The sequence below is a fragment of the Peribacillus folii genome (assembly GCF_030271255.1).
Classification (GTDB): Bacteria; Bacillota; Bacilli; order Bacillales; family DSM-1321; genus Peribacillus.
Genome location: NZ_JASJOM010000011.1, coordinates 105,470 through 125,514, shown reverse-complemented (window position 1 = coordinate 125,514; position 20,045 = coordinate 105,470). Strand labels below are relative to the sequence as shown.

Below are 20,045 nucleotides of genomic sequence, written 5' to 3'. Positions count from 1 at the left end.
ATGAAACCAACGGTGGGGAAAAGGGAGATACTGAAATTTACCAATGGGCATATGGTTCGTGCAGAGGATGCAATTGTCACAGAGTTTCCTGTTACGGTAAAAATCAATGAACAGGAATTCGTTACGATGGTCTGTACACCGGAATATATTGAAGATATGGTCATAGGCTATTTGGCATCGGAAGGAATCATCAGGAAATACGAGGAAATTAAAGATATTTGGTATCAAGAAAAAGAAGGGTTCGTGCACGTGAAGATAGACAAGCTCAATCCTTATTATCAAAGCTTCCAAAACAAGCGCTACATTACATCTTGCTGTGGAATGAGCAGACAAGGGTTTGTTTTTGTCAATGATGCTTTGACTGCCAAGAAAATGAAGGAAATCAGGGTGAAGATAACCCCGGATGATTGTCTGCGCTTAATGAGGAATTTACAAGAATCAGCTACTATTTTTCAGGACACGGGAGGGGTCCATAACGCCGCCTTATGTGACGTGGAGGATTTCATGCTAAGCCGCATGGATATTGGAAGGCATAATGCCTTGGATAAAATATATGGCCACTGCTTGAAGCATGATATCACGATCGGTAATAAGATCATTGTTTTCAGCGGCAGGATTTCATCAGAAATTTTATTGAAGGTGGCAAAAATCGGGTGTGAAATAGTTCTGTCGAAATCAGCTCCTACCGAATTGGCGCTAGAATTGGCGGAAGGCTTAGGAATTACGACAGTAGGATTCATCCGAAATCAATCATTTAATATTTATACATGTCCTGAACGAATTGTGTACCAGTAAGAATAATGGTGTTTTCAAACTTATGGAAAAGAGCTGAGAATAGTGGAAGAAGTCATTTTGGATAAGTTACAGCGGCCCTTGAAGGATTTGCGTTTATCTGTCACGGATCGTTGTAATTTTCGCTGTCGCTACTGCATGCCTGAAGAAATCTTTGGTCCCGATTTTCCTTTTTTAGCTTCGGATAAAATTCTGTCTTTTGAAGAAATGGAACGTTTAACAAGGATATTCGTTTCTTTAGGTGTTACGAAAATCCGCATTACAGGGGGAGAACCTCTATTACGCAAGGATCTTCCCCAATTGATCCAGCGATTGAATTCAATTGCCGGAGTTAAGGATATGGGCATCACGACGAACGGATCTCTTCTTAAAAAGTTTGCCCCCCTTTTATTCGACGCCGGGTTAAGACGAGTGACAGTCAGTCTCGATTCCTTGGATGATGAGCGATTCACCAAGTTAAATGGAAACAGAAGCAAGGTTTCAAGGGTGCTGGAAGGCATTCAGGCAGCTTCTGAAGCTGGGTTAAAGGTGAAAGTGAATATGGTCGTCCAAAAAGGGAAAAACGACCAAGATATCGTACCGATGGCAAGATATTTTAAAGAGAAGAAGCATACACTTCGCTTCATCGAGTATATGGATGTAGGAAATTCAAACGGCTGGAGATTGGCGGAAGTAATGACCAAAAAAGACATTTTGGATCGAATCGGGGAAGTGATGCCACTTGAACGAATCAAGCCGAATTATATAGGAGAAGTGGCAACGAGGTATCGGTATATGGATAGCGATCAAGAAATCGGGATCATTTCATCTGTCACCGATTCTTTTTGTTCTACTTGTTCTAGAGCCCGGGTTTCTGCTGAAGGAAAATTATATACATGTTTGTTTGCATCAAGTGGTTATGACCTTCGTCATTTGCTTCGCTCTGAACAATCGGATGAGGTGATCACGAATAAAATCGCTGATATTTGGCATCATCGCGGTGATCGATATTCTGACGAACGAGCGGGTGGCAATAGGCCGAAAAGCGGTTCAAAGATAGAGATGTCCCATATTGGCGGATGATCCGTTATCCGATTTATATGGTTTCTAAACATACCAAGGAGGCAAATGATGAGCGATTTTTCACATTGGAATGAAGAAGGAAGACCTAGGATGGTCGATGTATCCCAAAAAGAGATCACTTCACGGACAGCTATTGCGCAAAGCACGATCGCTTTATCAAATGAACTGTTCGATGCAATCGAAAACAGATTGATAAAAAAGGGAGATCCGCTTCAAGTAGCACAGATTGCGGGAATAATGGCTGCCAAAAAAACAGCTGATATCATTCCGATGTGCCATCCAATCATGCTGCAGGGAAGTAACTTTACCTTTCATTATCAAAAAAATGACAAAGGCTATGAGTTGATCATACAAGCTACGGTGATATGCAATGAGAAAACAGGAGTCGAAATGGAAGCATTGACTGCCGTATCCGTTGCCGCCCTTACTTTTTATGATATGTGTAAAGCGGTGGATAAAACGATGGTCATCAAAGAAACATATTTAGTCCAAAAAACGGGCGGGAAAAGCGGGGACTTTTTTCATGAATCTTGATTACATTACGAATCTTCCGATCTGCCAGGTTATTAGTATATAAGAATTCTTGAATTTTACCGAAGTCCAACGGGACGAAGTTTGGAACAATGAGAGGCACCATCATAAATGATTTTCGTGAGAAAGTAGGAGAGTTCGTTGAACGATCGTTATTCACGGCAACAGCTGTTCAAGCAGATAGGATCAAAGGGCCAAGAAAATATCCGACATAAGCATGTGCTGGTTGTTGGAGCTGGGGCATTGGGCAGTGCAGGTGCTGAAGCTTTAGTGCGTGCAGGGATCGGGAAATTGACGATCATTGATCGAGATTATGTGGAATGGAGCAATTTGCAGCGCCAGCAGTTATATGACGAGCGTGATGCTGAAGGTCAAATTCCAAAAGCCATGGCTGCTAGAGAGCATTTGCGGCAAATCAATTCAGAGGTTGAAATTGAAGCGTTCGTAATGGATGCAAGACCGGAAAATCTCGAGGGCTTGCTAAGCGGGATTGATCTCATCATTGATGGTACGGACAATTTTGACATTCGCTTCATTTTAAATGATCTTTCGCATAAGTTTAACATTCCCTGGATATATGGCTCATGTGTAGGAAGCTATGGAGCTGCGTACACGGTCATTCCAGGGGAGACACCATGTCTGCATTGCATTCTGAAGAAGGTACCTGGCGGAGGGGCAACATGTGATACAGCAGGGATCATTGGCCCGGCTGTACAAATTGTTTCAGCTTATCAAGTAGCGGAAGCGTTCAAAATTCTAGTCGGTGATTTTTCAGCGCTGAGAAAAACGTTTTTGACATTTGATGTATGGAACAACCAGCATTACGCCATTACATTGGAAAAAATCAGAAAAGAAGACTGCCCGACCTGTGGAGCAGCTAGGATGTATCCTTATTTATCCTATGAAAACCAGACTAAAACAGAAGTATTGTGCGGGAGGAATACCGTTCAAATCAGACCTTCCAGGATGAATGAATATAACTTTGACCAATTGGAAAAGCGATTGAAAGCACACGGCACCGTTACTAGAAATCCTTATTTACTATCATGTCAGCTTCACAATCATCGCCTGGTTATATTTGGTGATGGACGTGTTTTTGTTCACGGAACGAATGATATCCAGCTTGCTAAAAATCTTTATTATCGTCTGCTGGGCTAATAGAAGGAGTGAAAGGTATGGTAGAAAAACGAACCCCGATCCAGATAGCTGAATGCGTACGTAAAGTAACGCAGTACGCCAAGAATGGCCTGAAGGAAATGATTCCTCTGGAAAAGGCTTATGGCCGGTTTCTAGCTGAAGATCTGATAGCCGATCATAATGTGCCTTCATTTGATCGTTCGCCATATGATGGATTTGCCGTTCGATACGAAGATACAAGCACTGCGACAAGCCATCATCCCTTGTCATTGAAAGTGGTGGGCGAAATAGGTGCAGGTATGGTTTTTGAGGGACAAGTCAGACCCTTTGAAGCTGTCAGGATCATGACCGGTGCTCAAATTCCCGAGGGCTGCAGTGCAGTTTTCATGCTAGAATTAGTGAAGGAATTCACGGAATCCAATCAGAAGTTCATTAAAATTAAACGTTCACTCAACAAAGGAGATAACATCTCTTTTGAAGGTGAAGATACAACACAAGGGACCATCTTGGCAAAAAGAGGTACCTATATCAATCCAGGCATTTCGGCATTATTGGCAACGTTCGGATACAGCAGGGTACCTGTTGCCAAAAAACCTGTTGTAGGTGTCATAGCCACAGGAAGTGAACTGCTTGAAGTAAGTGAACAGCTAAAACCCGGAAAGATCAGGAATAGCAACGCCTACATGATGCTTTCGCAAATCGAGAGAGCCGGAGGGGACGTTAAGTATTTCGGAAAATTGAGCGATGATTTCGATGGCTGCTTCACGGCTGTCAAAAATGCCCTGGCTGATGTGGATATGCTTATTACTACCGGCGGTGTATCGGTGGGGGACTATGATCATTTGCCGGCAATTTACGAAAAATTAGGAGCTGGTGTCCTCTTTAATAAAGTCGCGATGCGGCCTGGAAGTGTAACGACGGTGGCGCAATTGAATGGAAAGCTATTATTCGGTTTATCGGGCAATCCGTCTGCATGTTACGTTGGATTCGAGTTATTTGTAAGGCCTGTGATTCGCATCCACTTATTCAATGATCGGCCACACCTCAAAAAAGAAGCGGCATCGTTAGGGGAGGACTTTACAAAACCCAATCCGTTTACCCGATTGATAAGGGGGACGCTTTCCTATGATAAAGGCAGATTATTTGCTTCGCCTTCGGGTTTCAATAAATCTGGTGCCGTATCTTCTTTAGCGGGAGCGGATGCATTCATCGTCCTTCCAGGAGGCACGAGGGGATATCAAAAGGGAATGGCTGTCGATGTTTTATTATTGGAAGACGTACAGGGCAGTGCCTGGCCTTGGGATGACATTGTCCCATCCTACAGATCGTAGACTTTAATCAATCTCCATGGAGGTGGCGAAAAAGGTGGAACAAACGATGTTTAAAATAGTCCATGACCCCATATCCGTAGAAGAGGTAACGAACCTGGTTTCCAGAAGGGAAGCAGGAGCCATCACGGTTTTCATCGGAACCGTGAGGGAATTGACCAAAGGAAAAAGGACGCTGTCACTTGAATATCAAGCGTACGATACAATGGCGGTAAAAATGTTGGGGCAAATCGGGGAAGAAATCAAGAATAAATGGCCTGATGCCTTGGTTGCCATCACTCATAGAACAGGCAAGTTGGAAATAGCGGATATCGCCGTTGTTATTGCTGTTTCTGCGCCGCATCGGAAAACCGCATACGAAGCGAATGAATATTCCATAGAACGAATTAAACAAATCGTACCTATTTGGAAAAAAGAGTTTTGGGAGGACGGAACGATGTGGATTGGAGATCAACTAGGGCATGCCGAGTATCCGGAAGGAAGTCCGAGTAAGGAGGAATAAGAATGATCACAGTTTTATTTTTTGCAGAAATAAGGGATGTAATCGGATTGGATCGAATAGTCATAAAAAAAGATCAGATCACAGTTTTGCAGCTGAAACGATATTTTGAAAGTAAATATCCGCTATTATCTTTTGACCAATTCATGACCGCCATTAACGAAAGCTTCGTAACGGATGAAGAAATGATAAAGGATCAAGATACAGTTGCCTTTATTCCCCCGGTTAGCGGCGGATGAGGTTTGGTAAATATTGGTGTAATTTGGATTCTTTAATTCGCCCATCGCTTGGAATTCTTATTGAGCTTCCCTATGTAAAGTATTATAATGATATATGAAGATACGTATAAGGAAATCATTGATATGAGGTAACGACAACTTGCCGTAATATCCTGTTTTTCTTTTTATATTGTGGTGAGATGGATTACAAGTAGATAAAACTGCTTAGTTATTAGCCCGCCATAAAATAGAATGTGTATGACTTGTACACACTCTATTTTATGGCGGGCTTTTTTTGATTTTTTTAGAATAGGAGATTTTAAAATGGCAGAAACAGTCCGAGTGAAAATTAATGGACAGCAGCATGAAGTGAAACAGGGGACGCGAATCCTTGATTATCTTTTGGAACAAGGAATAGATCATCCACATATCTGTTATTCGGAAGTATTAGGTCCCATTCAAACGTGTGATACCTGCATGTGTGAAATTGATGGGAAAATCATGCGAGCTTGTTCGACAGACATCGAGGAAGGCATGAATATTTTAACTTCCTCAGAATTGGCAAAGGCATCGCAAATGGAAGCGATGGACCGCATTTTGGAGAACCACTTACTATATTGTACGGTTTGTGATAATAACAACGGAAACTGCCGTGTTCATAACACAGCTGAATTATTGGAAATCGAACATCAAACCCGGCCATACCGTGAAAAAGGATATGACGTGGATATGTCCCATCCGTTTTACCGATACGATCCGGATCAATGTATCCTTTGCGGCCGCTGCGTGGAAGTATGCCAAGACCTGCAGGTCAACGAAACCCTGTCCATTGATTGGGAACGTGAGATTCCCCGTGTCGTGTGGGATGATGGCAAATCCATCAATGAATCTTCATGTGTATCTTGTGGACAATGTGCCACCGTTTGTCCCTGTAACGCATTAATGGAAAAATCGATGTTGGGCGAAGCGGGGCTCATGACGGCCATTCCAAAAGATTTGTTAAATCCTATGGTTGACTTGATTAAAGAAGTCGAACCGGATTACAAAACCATTTTTGCCTTATCAGAAGTGGAAGCGGCAATGCGTGATACACGCACTAAGAAAACAAAAACGGTTTGTACATTTTGTGGCGTAGGATGCTCATTCGAGGTATGGACAAAAGGACGGGAAATCTTAAAAGTAGAACCTACGGAAAATAGTCCCGTCAACAGCGTTTCAACCTGTGTAAAAGGGAAATTCGGATGGGACTTCGTAAACAGCGAGCAACGGCTTACAACGCCTTTGATCCGAAAAGGCGATGCATTTGTCCCTGCCACATGGGAGGAAGCCTTGGCATTGATTGCAGGAAAAATGGGGGCACTAAAACAAACCTACGGAGGGCAAGCGCTTGGCTTTGTAAGCTCTTCTAAAACAACGAATGAAGACGCCTATCTTATGCAAAAGCTAGCCCGTCAAGTATTTGAATCAAACAACATTGACAACTGTTCAAGATATTGTCAGTCTCCTGCCACCGATGGATTGCTTTCGACAGTAGGATATGGAGGCGACTCCGGTACGATCAAAGATATTGCCAGTGCCGGCCTTGTCATCATCATTGGTGCGAACCCGACTGAAGGTCATCCGGTGTTGGCAACTCGGGTAAAACGTGCCAAGAAATTACATGGCCAAAAACTGATCGTTTCGGATCTTCGAAAACACGAAATGGCCGAACGTTCCGATTTGTTTTTACATCCAAAACAAGGAACCGATTATGTATGGATAACGGCCATTGCCAAATACATCATCGATCAAGGCTGGCATGATGAAGCATTCATAGAAAAACATGTAAATCAATATGGTGAATATACGGAGCTCTTAGAAACATACACGCTGGAATATGCGGAAGAAATAACAGGTCTTCCAAAAGAACAGCTTATCGAAACGGCCAAAATGATTCACAAGGCAGATGGAACATGTATTTTATGGGGAATGGGCGTCACACAAAATATCTCGGGATCGCATACATCGGCAGCCATTGCCAACCTACTATTGGTAACAGGGAACTTTGGCCGCCACGGTGCAGGGGCGTATCCTCTTCGGGGCCATAATAATGTGCAAGGCTCGTGTGACATGGGCACCCTGCCTCAATGGCTTCCAGGAAATCAACGTCTATCGGATGACAGGGCACGAGAGAAATTCGAACAATCATACGGAGTGAGCATTTCCGATAAACCAGGCCTAACGAACATCGAAATGTTAGAAGCGGTGGAGAATGGTGAACTAAAAGCGATGTACCTAATGGGAGAAGATATGGCTTGGGTGGATTCGAATTCCAATCATGTACATGAAACGCTTGGCAAACTTGAATTTTTCGTGGTCCAAGATATCTTCTTAACGAAAACGGCACAATTTGCAGATGTCGTTTTACCTGCAGCTCCTTCATTGGAGAAAGATGGAACGTTCACGAATACGGAGAGACGTATCCAACGTCTGTATCGTGTACTTGATCCATTGGGTGAATCCAAACCAGATTGGTGGATCCTGCAACAAGTTGCGAAATATATGGGTGCCAATTGGGGCTATGAACATCCAAGTGAAATCATGGATGAAATTGCAAGCTTGTCACCGCTCTTTGAAGGTGTATCGTATGAACGGCTGGAAGGATGGAAAAGTTTAATGTGGCCAGTGAAAAAGGATGGTACGGATGAGCCCCTTCTTTATACGGACCATTATAACTTCCCGGATGGAAAGGCGCGTTTATCCCTTGTGGAATACGTACCGCCCATTGAGTTTGCTCATGAATTTGATCTTACGCTGAATAATGGAAGGCTTTTGGAGCACTTCCATGAAGGAAACATGACCAATAAATCCATAGGGCTTCAGTATAAATTACCTGAAGTGTTTGTGGAGGTTTCACCGGAACTTTCCTTGGAACGCGGGGTAAAAGACGGCTCATTGGTACGCCTCGTGTCCCCTTATGGTGCGATTAAACTCCGGGCGGTGGTGACAGATCGAGTGCAAGGAAAAGAATTGTATGTACCGATGCATTCAGTAAGCCATGAAAATGCCATCAACCTATTGACCGGAAGCGTTGGCGATGTCCGAACGCAAACACCGGCGTATAAACAGACAAAAGTGAAAATGGAATTGTTGAATGTAAAAGGCAGCAAACCGCTTCCTTTATACAACCCTCGGTATGCAAAGAGGAATCCTCAGCTTGGCGTACAGGTGGAACGTAAATGGAATCGTGAAGATTATCAGCCGATTGCGCACATGAACATATCAGCAGATAGAAAGTGATAGGGGGGTAACACGCAATGGCAAAACCAATTACGAAAATAGAAGAACCGGTGTTTACTGAAAAAGAAAAGCAAACCAAAGAGCTGGAAAATGTCTTGCAGGATTTAACGAGGAATTCAGATGGAATTAAGGAAACCATCAAGCTGCTCCAGGAACTCCATGAAAGTGGAATTCTTGGGGCAATCAATAATCTGGTCGAAGCAAAGGAGGATGTGGCTAAAATTGCAGTGGGGCAAATGTTGCGACCGCCTGTAACGAATGCCCTTAATAATGCAATGGCTGCCGCTGGCGTGTTAACGGAATTGGATCCTGAGGTAACCCAAAAGCTTGTGGGCGGGTTATCGAAAGGGCTTCAAAGAGCAGAGGAGGGATTCCGGGCAAACAAAAAAGTCGGAGTCTTTGATTTGATGAAACTGCTAAAAGATCCTGACGTGAACCGTGTTATGAGATTTTCCATTGACTTATTGAAGGGACTGGGTGAAGGTCTAAAAAATTAACGTATATCAAACCATGAACTTATTGGTAAAGAACCCATCCTGCAAGTGATCGGTATCATTTATAGATGCGAGGTACAGAATGATGGTAAACAGGTGAAGGAACAGACCATACAATCTGCTAAGACGAGTTTCTAGATTTTAGCAAATGGATTCAAAAAGGAAGCTTCTAGAGTGCATGCGCATGGATTTGATTCTTGAGCATGCTCCTCATTAGAAGTGTAAGCCGTTAACAAGCTTTTTTAGTAAGAACATGATCGATAAATCGAGCAAATTGATAGGGAAAGTGAATCGAAGGAAATAAATCCTGTAAGTGAAGTGGTATAACGAAGATGGAGGATACAGATGGTTGAATCAGCTGGAAAATCGTTGATAAAACTTTATCAAATAGTATTGAATATAGCATTGATTGTTCTTAGTTTTATCCTTACTTATTTTCTTTTTAGAGAACTATATTACATTTTAAGTGATATCTTGGTCGAGAATAGAGATGTTCATGAAACGTTTAGTAAAATTTTGGTTTTTTTCTTATATTTCGGATTCATTTCAATGATTTTGACGTATTTTAAAGAAAGTCACCATTTCCCGCTAAGGTACCTTTTATATATCGGAATTACAGCGACAATTCGCTTCATTATCGTGAATAATGGGAATTCCTTTCAAAATTTATGGCTTTCCATAGTCATTCTCATGCTAACAATAAGCTATATACTATTACCCTCACCAGAAGGGCAAAAAAATAAAAGAATCAGATAGGAGAAATGGAAGTATGGAACATCAATTTAATATGTTGATTCGTGAGATACGTAAAGAATATGTAGGGAATGGACCAAAGGAAATCCATACCCGATTTTTAGATAATTGGGCAATTAGTGAGATGAAGGGAAATTTGACGAACGTAGAGAATTTTATGATCAGTTCGAGAGAGGGACAAAGGATGGTCCATGAAGCAAGAACCAAATTGGTAAAGCAAATTTATAAGAATCCTGTGGTTCTGAAAAAAATCGAGGACTTGGTCCATGCTAAAGTTGTGAGTATCTTTACAGATATTGACTTGGACAAAGATACGGCGATGACAATTTATGTATTTGATAAGCCTGTACAAGGTTAGCCCGTGATTGAAGCCGATATTTTAAACTGTCGAAATATGATTTTCGATCGGGAAAAGAAAGAACGGGCGAATAAAGGAGGAGAGGCAATGGACATAAAAAAAATGATCGAAATGACGGAGATCTCGGAAATGGATATGGAGTTGCTTATTTCGAGAGTGAATAGCGACTTTATTAACCTATATAAAGATAAAAACATCGGAAGTTACATCGAGACTTTAAATGATATGTTACAGTTAGCCGTCCAGTTGGAATTTGATTTCGTTTTGAAGTATTTTGGTGCAGCGCCTATCATAGCGGCACATGAAAGAAGCCAATTCCAGGAAATATTCAAATGTATAGGAACGAGAAAAAGTAATAAAGATTGGTTTTTACATTTATTTTCATTATTTTTAGGGACAGCCTCCGTTTGTGGTCTTGATAGGAAGGAAATTGAACGTGGTTTCTTTGAAATGAAAGCATCAACTTCTTAAGAATGAATTCTTAAATTCCGTTTTGATAGTAGGTGGATAAATGATTCAAGAGTTTTTGACACCCATAGTGTTATCCATTAAAATCACGATGCTTTCAGGCTTTGCTGTCAATAGTATAGGTACTTTAGTGGGAAGATGGCTGTCTCTTAAAAACTTTAAAGGAAAAGTTATAATCGAGACGATCTTGATGCTTCCATTGGTCTTGCCTCCATCGGTTGTAGGCTTCTTGTTGCTGATTGCCCTGGGAAAAAAGAGCGTCGTTGGGGAAGCGGCAGAAATGGTTTTTAGGCAATCGATCCTTTTTACCTGGTGGGGTGCTGTTCTTGCCTCCATCATTGTGGCATTTCCGTTAATGTACCAGTCAGCAAAGATTGGTTTTCAAGAAATCGATCATGAAATTGAAGGTGCTGCGAGAGTTTATGGAGCAAATGAATGGCAAGTTTTTTTCCTGATTTCACTTCCCTTGGCTTCTAAAGCCATCGTTTCCGGAGGTATTTTGAGCGTTGCCAGAGCACTTGGCGAATTCGGTGCTACCTTAATGGTTGCCGGAAATATTCCGGGAAAAACGCAAACGGTGCCGACAGCCATATATCTGGCCATTGACACTGGCAACATGAAGCTAGCTTGGTCATGGGTTCTTTTGATGGTTATGCTTTCATTCATCATGTTAGTGCTTGTCCAAGTAAAACAGAAGTGACACCAATATAATACGGCATTTCCCGACATGGATGGGGAAGCCTGTTTGAAAAATTCATCATACTGGATCATGTTTGCTGAATAGCCCTAAACTATCGCTTCAAACAAACTAATCCACAACGATTCAAGGCTATTAACCAAAGCCCCCTCATTGTTGCGATAGGTTTTTATATGTATCGCATCCATTTCCCCCCCTTTCACCTATTTAGGGTAATGAATATACTTCGTAATTTGGCGGGTCTAGCAACTTGGACTTATGTAACCGCCCTTCGCTTATTAATTCCTGTAACATGCTTTCGATGACATCAGGCCTTACACCAAATAAATCAGCAATCTTTACGGTGGAAAGGGCTGTGTATTTAGGCTTTTTAGCTGAAGAAATAATCATATTGTGTACACGCTGATATAAAAGTTCTTTTTCCACAGTTCAAACACTCCTTCGTCATGATTACAAAACATGATTCCTTCTCAGATTAACCCGTTTATCGATTTCTTATGCCTTTACAGAGAAAATACCCAGTACATTGTGATACAAGCGGTTCCTTACCGAAATGGATGATAGAGGCGGCGATGGGTTTCGATTCGCGGATATCACATATAGTGGAAAATGTGTTAATTATTCCTCCGTATATTGGTAATGCTATATGAAGAAGCCAGTTTGAAGGGAACTTGAATCCTATCGACTGCATACTCACTTAAATAAGGAGGCAGACAAGTGAAAGAATCTTCATCCTCATTTTCTTTTCAAATTAACGGGAAGGAATACGTAGCTTATCCAGGGCAAACGATTTTAGAGGTGGCTCAAGCCAATGATTCGTATATCCCCAGTATTTGCTATCACCCAAACTTAGGAACCATTCAAACCTGCGATACATGCTTTGTCAATGCGGGGGGTGAAATGGTACGTGCCTGTTCGACGAAAGCAGAACCTGGCATGAAAGTGGATACGCTTTCTCAACCCGTCAAAGATGCGCAATACGAAGCGATGTCAAGAATTTTAAAGAATCATGAGCTTTACTGTACAGTCTGTGATAATAACAATGGAAATTGTGTCGTTCATAATACGGCAGAGTATCTCGAAATCGAGCATCAAAAATATAAATTCGAGGCGAAGCCATATCCTCCTGATCATTCACATCCTTTTTATCGGTATGAGCCAGATCAATGCATTTTGTGCGGAAGATGTGTGGAAGCTTGTCAGGATCTCCAGGTGAATGAAACATTGACGATAGACTGGGAACGTGAAAAGCCCCGCGTAATCTGGGATAACGATGTTCCTATCGACGAATCATCTTGCGTTTCATGTGGGCATTGTGTAACCGTATGTCCTTGCAATGCTTTGATGGAAAAATCGATGTTAGGTGAAGCAGGTTACTTAACTGCCATTCCACCTAGTGTTTTAGCACCGATGATTGATTTGACCAAGGAAGTTGAACCGGGGTACAAGGAAATTTTCGCGATCTCAGAAGTGGAAGCAGCCATGCGGAAGGCGAGAATCAAACGTACAAAAACGGTTTGCACGTATTGTGGAGTAGGCTGCAGTTTTGAAGTATGGACAAAGGATCGGCAAATCTTGAAAATTGAACCCCAAGAACATTCACCTGTCAATGGGATTTCAACTTGCGTGAAAGGAAAATGGGGCTGGGACTATGTAAATAGTGAAGAGCGTCTTACCAAGCCATTGATCCGTCAGGGGGATGAATTCATTGAATCGACCTGGGAGGAAGCACTGACTCTGATTGCTTCAAAACTAACAAGCATTAAAGAACAGCATGGACCTGATTCCATCGGTTATATTGCCTCATCGAAATGCTCCAATGAGGAAAATTATCTTTTCCAAAAATTTGCCCGTGCCATCATGGGAACGAACAATGTGGATAATTGTTCACGGTATTGCCAATCGCCTGCAACGGCAGGGCTTTTGCGTACAGTGGGAATAGGCGGCGATTCCGGATCGATAAGGGACATTGAGAAATCGGAATTGGTGATCATAGTCGGCGCCAATCCTGCTGAATCACATCCAGTCCTTGCAACCCGGATCAAACGCGCCCATAAACTTCATGGACATAAGCTCATCGTTGCAGATTTACGCGAGAATGAATTGGCGGAGCGGGCAAATTTGTTTGTTCATCCCAAGCCTAGTACGGATCTTATCTGGTTATCAGCCGTCACGAAATATATTTTGGATCAAGGCTGGGAAGACAAACAGTTCTTACAAAATCGAGTGAATGGACTTGAGAGCTATATTCAATCTCTCGATAAATTCACACTGGATTATGCCGAAGAAATGACCGGAATCACAAAGGAAGAACTCATCAAGCTGGCAACCATGATACATGAAGCCAACTCGGCTTGTGTCCTTTGGGCCATGGGTGTCACTCAGCATAAGGGAGCAACGGATACGAGTACAGCTATCTCGAATTTGCTTTTGATAACAGGGAATTATGGTCGTCCAGGCACGGGCGCCTACCCACTTAGAGGACATAATAACGTTCAAGGCGCATGCGATTTCGGTACAATGCCTTCATGGTTCCCTGGATATGAACCGATTCAAGATGAACAGGTCAGAAAGCGTTACGAGAAGGCATGGGGCGTATCTTTGCCGAAAGATCCTGGGATGGATAATCATCAAATGCTTGAAGGGGTTAAGAAAGGAAAACTAAAGTCGCTGTATTTATTCGGGGAAGACATGGCATTTGTGGATTCCAACGTGAATTTTGTGGATACGATGCTTGAAGATCTGGAATTTTTCGTTGTCCAGGATTTATTTCTCAGTAAAACGGCGCAATTCGCTGATGTTATATTACCTGCAGCTCCGAGCCTGGAAAAGGACGGTACATTCGTTAATACAGAGCGCCGAATTCAGAGGTTTTATCAAGTATTGGAACCACTTGGAGATTCAAAACCGGATTGGCTCATTTTCCAAGAGCTTGCTAATCATCTAGGTGCGAATTGGAATTATCAGCATCCAAGTGAAATCATGGATGAAGCAGCGAGTCTTGCCGGTTATTTTGCCGGGGTGAGTTATGAACGACTGGAAGGGTTCAATAGTCAAATCTGGCCAGTGGCGAAAGATGGTACGGATACCCCGCTCCTTTTCGAAGAAGGCTTCGAATTTGCCGATGGCAAGGCTCGGCTCATTCCGCTTGAATGGACCCCTCCGTTTGAGGCCGGTGATGAATATGACTTACATTTAAACAATGGCCGACTGCTGGAGCATTTCCATGAAGGGAATATGACGTACAAGTCGGAAGGCCTTACACATAAGGTTCCCCACCCATGGCTTGAGGTATCACTGGAGCTTGCCCGGGAGCGTGGGCTTGAGGATGGCTCACTGGTCCGTTTAACCTCCCCTTACGGTCACGTCAAGGTCAGAGCAATAGTCACAGAACGTGTAACAGGGAAGGAACTATACTTGACGATGAATACACGGGAAGATGAGGAAGCGGTTAACCGCCTGACAAGCAGTTATCATGATACGGTAACCCATACACCGAACTATAAGGAAATGAGCGTGAAAATGGAAGTGTTGGAAGAAAAGGGAGAATCGCCATTGCCGAAAGTGAACTACCGATTCGGGAACCGTCTTCCCCAAATCAGTGTGAGAGTCGAGGAAAAATGGAAAAGGGAAGACTTTACTCCGATCTCAGAGTTATTTGAATTAGGAGGTGATGAGTTTGGCGAAAGCAATCAAGCAAATTAGAAAAGAAGCCCCTAATCCCGAAGCAGAGCAATCAAAGGCGATCACGGACATTGTCGCAGCCTTGGCAGAGAACCGGGAAGCGATCATGGCGACGATAGGTATCGTCAGGCAACTTCATGACATGGGTGTTTTGGATACGGTGAATGGGCTGCTTGAGAAACGTGTGGATGTAGGGGTGATTGCCGTGCAACAGCTTAATCAGCCTAATATGCATAATACGATCAAGAATGGTATGAATGCCTTTAACTTCCTTGGCCAATTGAATCCTGAACAGTTGCAGACAGTATTGAATGGAGTCGGTCAGGGCATGGAGAAATTGGCTAAGAATATAGATAAACATGAAAAAGTGAGCTTATGGCAGCTTGGAAATAGTATTCGAAATCCGGAAATCAGAACCTCCCTGACGACCATGCTGGGCTTTTTGGAAGGAATGGGGGAGGCATTTCAGGGAGATAAGCGCGAGTTACATTAAAAAGGAGAATGCTCAAGTGGAAAATGGATCAATTAAGGTGGAAGGTATAAGAGATGAAAGTGATATGAATAAAATCCATCATGCACTGAATGAAGTCTGGGGTGTAAGAGGTGTTGAAGTAAGCTTGGCAAACAAGATGGTTACATTCAGCTATGATGAGAAAGCAGCTTCGAAAGTCGATTTCCTGCAGGCTGTGAAAGATACGGGATTCGCCATTAAAGAAGAGTAGCCATCTTCAGCGAAAACCTGTCATTAAGGAGAGATGGTCAATGAAAGTATGTGAAGTATGCGGTTTTGAAGAGGAACTTAATCAAGAAGGTAATGATCCGGAACAAATGAGAGTCCTTCATTTGTGTGAAGCTTGCAGAACCGAGCGCAGTTTCGCATCCCAATCCTTTTTTGAGCAAACATGATCATTAGATCCAGAGAGTAGACAAGCTCGATGATAATCGAGTTTGTCTATATTTTTTGGCTTGTTCGATGGGGACGCAAGCGCCCGCTAGCCACTCTTCCTTCAGCCTGTATGTCCGCAGGAGTCTTGTACCTTCGCTTTCTCTTGGAACTAAGGGGAAATGGCAACGAATCGGAGGGGATACGGAGTACGTTCTTTTCTGCCTTATTAAAGTATATTTTAATTCACACTTTACTTATTTGATTTATGAGATTAAAATCGGGTAAAACAATGATGATGAGATGGGCTGATCGGACAACCGAAAGCTCCTGAACGCAATAAGCGAACAGGAGCTTTTAGTGTTCAATTTGAATGGAGGAGCCGAGAGTATGAATATTGATCATATTGAAGCTTTTATGTATGTCGTTCACTTTAATAGCTTCCATAAAGCTGCTGAGGCGATGTTTTTATCACAACCGACGGTTTCGGCAAGAATCAAGACGCTTGAGGGGGAACTCGATTCGGAACTATTCGAAAGGCAAGGCAGAGGGATCATATTAACCGAAAAAGGGAAAGCCTTCATTCCGTTTGCGGAACAAATCATTCGTACCTTCCAACAGGGAAAAAAGCAACTGAAGGCCGGTAGTGATTTGGAGGAAATAGCGATAGGGGCCAATATCATTACATCGCAATACTTCATTCCATTCGCCCTTCCTCTCTGGAAAAAGAACAATCCAGATTTACGCTTTAAGTTCATATCTGCTACAAATGAGGAATTAATCGATAAGTTGCTTCGGAAACAGGTCGATCTAGCATTCATGAAAGACGTTACACATAGCGGGCTGCAAAACCAGAAAATTCTTGATAATTCGATTCGTTTAGTCGTTTATCCGGGACATCCCTTTCAAGTTCAAACAGAGCTTTCCGTGCACGCACTAGCAAAGGAGCCGCTCGTATTTTTTGAGTGCGGCGCGTTTGACTGGAATCAGGTCCATAAAATATTTGAAGTCTCTAACGTGGAGCCGCGGATTGAATTTCAGGTCAATCACCTGGAAGCGGCCAAATCATTGATCGTTGGCGGAAGCTGTATCGGGTTCTTGCCGTATTTATGCATTAAAAAGGAGCTGGATGCAGGTACGTTGTTTGAAGTGGACGTGTCACATTTAATCAAGATAAAGCAGCACATCTACTTAACACACCTGAATCAAGGGGGGGATGGTCCGTTATTATGGAATGACATCCTCTTCTCGCTTCGGGAATTTGAACAAAACCATCTTCTATCACAGTACCCATCGCACCGATAGATATTTTCTATCGATACCATAATTTTTTCTATTGGTAAAACCATTGCCATCAGCATGTTCTGGTGATAGGATAAATCAAAATCAATTAATCTCATAAATTAACTCGGAATTAAGGCGGAGGAGAGAAAATATGAGTTATACGCTTGGCATTTTAGATCAAAGTCCAATATTTCCCGGAGCTACAGCATCAGGTGCATTACAGCAAACGATTAAACTGGCTAGGTATGCAGAGGAGTGGGGGTATAACCGTTTCTGGGTATCCGAGCATCATCATGCGGAAACCTTGGCAGGTTCTTCTCCGGAAGTTTTGATATCTCACCTTTTAGCCCAAACAAAATCGATTCGAGTAGGCTCTGGAGGTGTCATGCTTCAGCACTATAGTCCCTATAAAGTAGCGGAAAACTTCCATGTGTTATCCAATCTTTCACCGGGCAGGGTGGACCTTGGCATCGGAAAGGCACCCGGGGGACTCCCCTTATCAACGAAGGCGCTGCAATATGGCACCGTGAATGATGGAAAGGATTTTGAAGAGCGTGTATCTTTCTTGCAAGAAATAATTGAAAATTCGATCAATGGCACTCACCCTCTTGCAGGGGTTCAAGCTACACCGCTACCAACAATAAAACCGGAAATGTTCCTGCTTGGAGCCAGTACCGACAGTGCGAGGCTAGCGGCCAACCTGGGTATAGCCTTTGTATTTGCCCGATTCATCAATAGTAATGATGCTGTACTCGATGATGCTGCCAGCATTTACCGAAGTATCTTTCCCACTGGAAGCTTTAAGCTATCAGTTTCCGTGATTGCCGCTCCTGCACAACAAGAAGCCAACGAATTAATCGGTGATCAAAAGATCGTGAAAGTCCATCTTGCCAGCGGCCGGACAGTGACGGTCCAAACCATCGAGCAAGCAGAGATATTTGGAAAGCAGGCTGGGGAATCATACGAAATCGAGGAGCAGGAATCCACTATCATTGCTGGAACTCCCGCTTACGTAACGGAAGTTTTAACGAATTTACATGAAAGATATGGGGTAGATGAGTTCATCTTACATACTCCCGTTTTAAAAGAAGCAGAAAGATTACGCTCGTTCCAATTATTGAGCCCGCTTCACTTATCGTTATCTGAAGGGAAAAGCGTAACGAGCCTAAAGTGAATTCTTTTACTTGGGAAATCAAATCAAGAAGACATTAAAAGGGGGAGTATGGATGTCTGAGCGGAGAAAGTTGAAATTAGGAGCGCTTATTCACGGAGTCGGAGGAAGCATATCTGGTTGGAGGCATCCTGATATTCAAGCAGATGCCAGTGTCAGCATTGAATTTTACATGGAGCAGGCCAGGAAGGCTGAAGAGGGAAAGTTTGATTTAGTATTCATCGCTGACGGTTTATATATAAACGAGAAATCGATTCCCCATTTTTTGAATCGATTTGAACCACTTACTCTTTTGTCAGCACTTTCTGCCGTCACGAAAAGGATAGGGCTTGTCGGTACTGTTTCCACTTCGTATAGTGAACCATTCACTGTAGCCCGGCAATTTGCTTCACTTGACCATATGAGCCATGGACGCGGCGGATGGAACCTTGTTACCACGCCTCTTGAAAGTACCGCTTTAAACTATAACAAAACCGTTGAGGAACATCCCGATCATGCCAAACGCTACCGGATTGCTTCAGAATATATTCAGGTCACTAAAGGCTTATGGGATTCATGGGAGGATGATGCGTTTATTCGGGATAAAGAGTCAGGAAAGTTTTTTGAGCCTTCAAAAATGCACAAATTGTATCATAAAGGAGAATTTTTCTCGGTACAGGGTCCGCTTAACATTGCTCGATCAAAACAGGGACGTCCGGTCATTTTCCAAGCAGGTTCATCCGAGGCCGGCAAAAATCTTGCTGCTAAAGATGCGGATGCCATCTTTACCGGGCACCCGACATTGGAAGAAGCGCAGAAATTTTATCAAGATGTAAAAAATAGGGCCATTGCATTTGGAAGGAATCCTGATGATATTGTCATTCTTCCAGGTATCGCCCCGATCATCGGTGCAACTGATGAAGCGGCAGAGAACAAATATCAAGAGCTTGCCAATCTCGTTTCCGTCGATAAGGCGCTCGATTATTTGGGACGATACTTCGACCATCATGATTTTTCCCAATATGAATTGGATGCCCCTTTTCCGGAACTCGGGGACATCGGAAAAAACAGTTTTCGAAGTACGACCGATCGAATAAAACAGGAAGCGAAAGAGAAGCATTTGACGCTTCGTCAAGTGGCCCTTAAGGAATCTACACCCCGGACTCCTTTTATTGGAACTCCAGAGAAGGTCGCGGATTTAATCGAGCAATGGTTCGAAGAGAAGGGGGCGGACGGATTCATCTTTGCTTCAAGTGTCCCGAACGCTTTGAGTGACTTTGTTCTCCATGTGGTTCCCATCCTTCAACAAAGGGGGATATATCGTACTGAATATGAAGCAGATACATTAAGGGGCAACTTGGGTCTTCCGTTCCCGGTAAATCGTTATGCGAAAGAAAAAATCAACCAATAATAAAAGGAGGAATCTGA

At 42.9% G+C, this 20,045-nt stretch carries 20 protein-coding genes; 19 read left to right on the top strand and 1 reads right to left on the bottom strand.

The window, feature by feature from the left end; all coding sequences use genetic code 11:
* From fdhD to modB, 13 genes are all read left to right on the top strand, one after another.
* A complete protein-coding gene (gene fdhD / locus QNI08_RS18185) occupies positions 1-795 on the top strand; it encodes a formate dehydrogenase accessory sulfurtransferase FdhD (protein WP_285768817.1) in 795 nt (264 codons plus the stop codon).
* Positions 796-837: 42 nt separating this feature from the next.
* Positions 838-1,854 carry a GTP 3',8-cyclase MoaA gene (gene moaA, locus QNI08_RS18180; protein ID WP_285768816.1) on the top strand — a complete coding sequence of 339 codons (1,017 nt, stop codon included), beginning with the start codon at positions 838-840 and terminating at the stop codon, positions 1,852-1,854.
* A 48-nt stretch (positions 1,855-1,902) separates the two neighbouring features.
* A complete protein-coding gene (moaC, locus tag QNI08_RS18175) occupies positions 1,903-2,388 on the top strand; it encodes a cyclic pyranopterin monophosphate synthase MoaC (protein WP_285768815.1) in 486 nt (161 codons plus the stop codon).
* A 138-nt stretch (positions 2,389-2,526) separates the two neighbouring features.
* On the top strand, positions 2,527-3,543 hold the full coding sequence (locus tag QNI08_RS18170) for a MoeB/ThiF family adenylyltransferase (RefSeq protein ID WP_285768814.1): 1,017 nt from the start codon (positions 2,527-2,529) through the stop codon (positions 3,541-3,543).
* Positions 3,544-3,560: 17 nt separating this feature from the next.
* Positions 3,561-4,853 (top strand): molybdopterin molybdotransferase MoeA, encoded by a 1,293-nt coding sequence (locus QNI08_RS18165; protein ID WP_285768813.1) that lies wholly within the window; start codon positions 3,561-3,563, stop codon positions 4,851-4,853.
* 16 nt (positions 4,854-4,869) lie between these two features.
* On the top strand, positions 4,870-5,352 hold the full coding sequence (locus QNI08_RS18160) for a molybdenum cofactor biosynthesis protein MoaE (protein ID WP_483313793.1): 483 nt from the start codon (positions 4,870-4,872) through the stop codon (positions 5,350-5,352).
* A gap of 2 nt (positions 5,353-5,354) precedes the next feature.
* On the top strand, positions 5,355-5,588 hold the full coding sequence (moaD, locus tag QNI08_RS18155; protein WP_285768811.1) for a molybdopterin converting factor subunit 1: 234 nt from the start codon (positions 5,355-5,357) through the stop codon (positions 5,586-5,588).
* 303 nt (positions 5,589-5,891) lie between these two features.
* Positions 5,892-8,846, top strand: coding sequence for a formate dehydrogenase subunit alpha (gene fdhF / locus QNI08_RS18150; RefSeq protein WP_285768810.1), 2,955 nt, complete (start codon positions 5,892-5,894; stop codon positions 8,844-8,846).
* 17 nt (positions 8,847-8,863) lie between these two features.
* Positions 8,864-9,343, top strand: a complete 480-nt coding sequence (locus QNI08_RS18145; RefSeq protein ID WP_285768809.1) for a helical membrane plugin domain-containing protein — start codon at positions 8,864-8,866, stop codon at positions 9,341-9,343.
* A 342-nt stretch (positions 9,344-9,685) separates the two neighbouring features.
* Complete coding sequence (locus tag QNI08_RS18140) at positions 9,686-10,096, top strand: phosphate-starvation-inducible protein PsiE (protein WP_285768808.1); 411 nt, start codon at positions 9,686-9,688, stop codon at positions 10,094-10,096.
* A gap of 13 nt (positions 10,097-10,109) precedes the next feature.
* The gene (locus QNI08_RS18135; protein ID WP_285768807.1) at positions 10,110-10,451 is read left to right on the top strand and encodes a Na-translocating system protein MpsC family protein; all 342 of its coding nucleotides are present in this window, start codon (positions 10,110-10,112) and stop codon (positions 10,449-10,451) included.
* An 87-nt stretch (positions 10,452-10,538) separates the two neighbouring features.
* Positions 10,539-10,922, top strand: coding sequence for a hypothetical protein (locus tag QNI08_RS18130; protein WP_285768806.1), 384 nt, complete (start codon positions 10,539-10,541; stop codon positions 10,920-10,922).
* Positions 10,923-10,962: 40 nt separating this feature from the next.
* Positions 10,963-11,619, top strand: a complete 657-nt coding sequence (modB, locus tag QNI08_RS18125) for a molybdate ABC transporter permease subunit (protein WP_285768805.1) — start codon at positions 10,963-10,965, stop codon at positions 11,617-11,619.
* A gap of 204 nt (positions 11,620-11,823) precedes the next feature.
* Here modB and QNI08_RS18120 read toward each other — a convergent pair whose 3' ends face one another.
* Complete coding sequence (locus QNI08_RS18120; RefSeq protein WP_285768804.1) at positions 11,824-12,042, bottom strand: PCI domain-containing protein; 219 nt, start codon at positions 12,040-12,042, stop codon at positions 11,824-11,826.
* Positions 12,043-12,333: 291 nt separating this feature from the next.
* Between QNI08_RS18120 and fdhF (QNI08_RS18115) the strand changes: the two genes are divergently transcribed.
* From fdhF (QNI08_RS18115) to QNI08_RS18090, 6 genes are all read left to right on the top strand, one after another.
* On the top strand, positions 12,334-15,321 hold the full coding sequence (fdhF, locus tag QNI08_RS18115) for a formate dehydrogenase subunit alpha (RefSeq protein ID WP_285768803.1): 2,988 nt from the start codon (positions 12,334-12,336) through the stop codon (positions 15,319-15,321).
* Positions 15,296-15,793: a helical membrane plugin domain-containing protein gene (locus QNI08_RS18110; protein WP_285768802.1), complete on the top strand. Its 498-nt coding sequence runs from the start codon at positions 15,296-15,298 to the stop codon at positions 15,791-15,793. Before fdhF (QNI08_RS18115) ends, QNI08_RS18110 begins: the two co-directional genes overlap by 26 nt.
* A 16-nt stretch (positions 15,794-15,809) precedes the next feature.
* On the top strand, positions 15,810-16,022 hold the full coding sequence (locus QNI08_RS18105) for a heavy-metal-associated domain-containing protein (RefSeq protein WP_285768801.1): 213 nt from the start codon (positions 15,810-15,812) through the stop codon (positions 16,020-16,022).
* 551 nt (positions 16,023-16,573) lie between these two features.
* Positions 16,574-17,488 (top strand): LysR family transcriptional regulator, encoded by a 915-nt coding sequence (locus QNI08_RS18100; RefSeq protein ID WP_285768800.1) that lies wholly within the window; start codon positions 16,574-16,576, stop codon positions 17,486-17,488.
* Between the two features lie 130 nt (positions 17,489-17,618).
* Positions 17,619-18,641 carry an LLM class flavin-dependent oxidoreductase gene (locus tag QNI08_RS18095; RefSeq protein WP_285768799.1) on the top strand — a complete coding sequence of 341 codons (1,023 nt, stop codon included), beginning with the start codon at positions 17,619-17,621 and terminating at the stop codon, positions 18,639-18,641.
* 52 nt (positions 18,642-18,693) lie between these two features.
* On the top strand, positions 18,694-20,028 hold the full coding sequence (locus QNI08_RS18090; protein WP_285768798.1) for an LLM class flavin-dependent oxidoreductase: 1,335 nt from the start codon (positions 18,694-18,696) through the stop codon (positions 20,026-20,028).
* Positions 20,029-20,045: the final 17 nt, after the last annotated feature.

What these genes read in the sequence shown, in the direction of transcription:
- QNI08_RS18090 (WP_285768798.1), top strand. Translation starts at nt 18,694, where the DNA reads ATGTCTGAGCGGAGAAAGTTGAAATTAGGAGCGCTTATTCACGGAGTC.
- QNI08_RS18140 (WP_285768808.1), top strand. Translation starts at nt 9,686, where the DNA reads ATGGTTGAATCAGCTGGAAAATCGTTGATAAAACTTTATCAAATAGTA.
- QNI08_RS18130 (WP_285768806.1), top strand. Translation starts at nt 10,539, where the DNA reads ATGGACATAAAAAAAATGATCGAAATGACGGAGATCTCGGAAATGGAT.
- QNI08_RS18135 (WP_285768807.1), top strand. Translation starts at nt 10,110, where the DNA reads ATGGAACATCAATTTAATATGTTGATTCGTGAGATACGTAAAGAATAT.
- moaC (WP_285768815.1), top strand. Translation starts at nt 1,903, where the DNA reads ATGAGCGATTTTTCACATTGGAATGAAGAAGGAAGACCTAGGATGGTC.
- QNI08_RS18100 (WP_285768800.1), top strand. Translation starts at nt 16,574, where the DNA reads ATGAATATTGATCATATTGAAGCTTTTATGTATGTCGTTCACTTTAAT.
- QNI08_RS18145 (WP_285768809.1), top strand. Translation starts at nt 8,864, where the DNA reads ATGGCAAAACCAATTACGAAAATAGAAGAACCGGTGTTTACTGAAAAA.
- QNI08_RS18095 (WP_285768799.1), top strand. Translation starts at nt 17,619, where the DNA reads ATGAGTTATACGCTTGGCATTTTAGATCAAAGTCCAATATTTCCCGGA.
- fdhD (WP_285768817.1), top strand. Translation starts at nt 1, where the DNA reads ATGAAACCAACGGTGGGGAAAAGGGAGATACTGAAATTTACCAATGGG.
- fdhF (WP_285768810.1), top strand. Translation starts at nt 5,892, where the DNA reads ATGGCAGAAACAGTCCGAGTGAAAATTAATGGACAGCAGCATGAAGTG.
- QNI08_RS18165 (WP_285768813.1), top strand. Translation starts at nt 3,561, where the DNA reads ATGGTAGAAAAACGAACCCCGATCCAGATAGCTGAATGCGTACGTAAA.
- moaD (WP_285768811.1), top strand. Translation starts at nt 5,355, where the DNA reads ATGATCACAGTTTTATTTTTTGCAGAAATAAGGGATGTAATCGGATTG.
- QNI08_RS18160 (WP_483313793.1), top strand. Translation starts at nt 4,870, where the DNA reads ATGGAGGTGGCGAAAAAGGTGGAACAAACGATGTTTAAAATAGTCCAT.
- modB (WP_285768805.1), top strand. Translation starts at nt 10,963, where the DNA reads ATGATTCAAGAGTTTTTGACACCCATAGTGTTATCCATTAAAATCACG.